This is a genomic window from Staphylococcus sp. EG-SA-2 (genome assembly GCF_017152085.1).
The window spans coordinates 1-365 of the sequence record NZ_JACYHC010000314.1; the positions used below are offsets into that span (position 1 = coordinate 1).

General features: G+C 36.2%; 1 protein-coding gene and 1 pseudogene. Both read left to right on the forward strand.

The genetic code is table 11. The annotated features are described in order from the left end of the window. Positions 1-123: pseudogene (locus IDG60_RS03065) on the forward strand (nitronate monooxygenase); the annotation flags it as partial. A gap of 175 nt (positions 124-298) precedes the next feature. After that, positions 299-365, forward strand: a 67-nt coding sequence (locus IDG60_RS22055; RefSeq protein WP_241013310.1) for a hypothetical protein, incomplete at its 3' end; no start/stop codon positions are given.

Below are 365 nucleotides of genomic sequence, written 5' to 3' on the forward strand. Positions count from 1 at the left end.
GGCGACAAAGAGTTAACACATATGTGGAGTGGACAAAGCCCGCGACTAGCAACAACGCATCCCGCCAACACCATCATGTCCAATATAATCAATCAAATTAATCAAATCATGCAATATAAATAATCGAATCGACCGCAATCCACAAAAGCACAAGCACCCCCAAACATTATTTTAGTGCTTGCCATTTTTGTGGATTGCGTTTCTATTTTACCAATCTAGTCAAACGAAATTATCAAACTAAAGTTCGCTGAAATGATTATGATAAAAGTTATATGGTATGATGACATTGGTGATATATATGATAAACATCGGATTAACAGGTTGGGGTGATCACTATTCATTATATGAAGATTTAGAACGCCAAA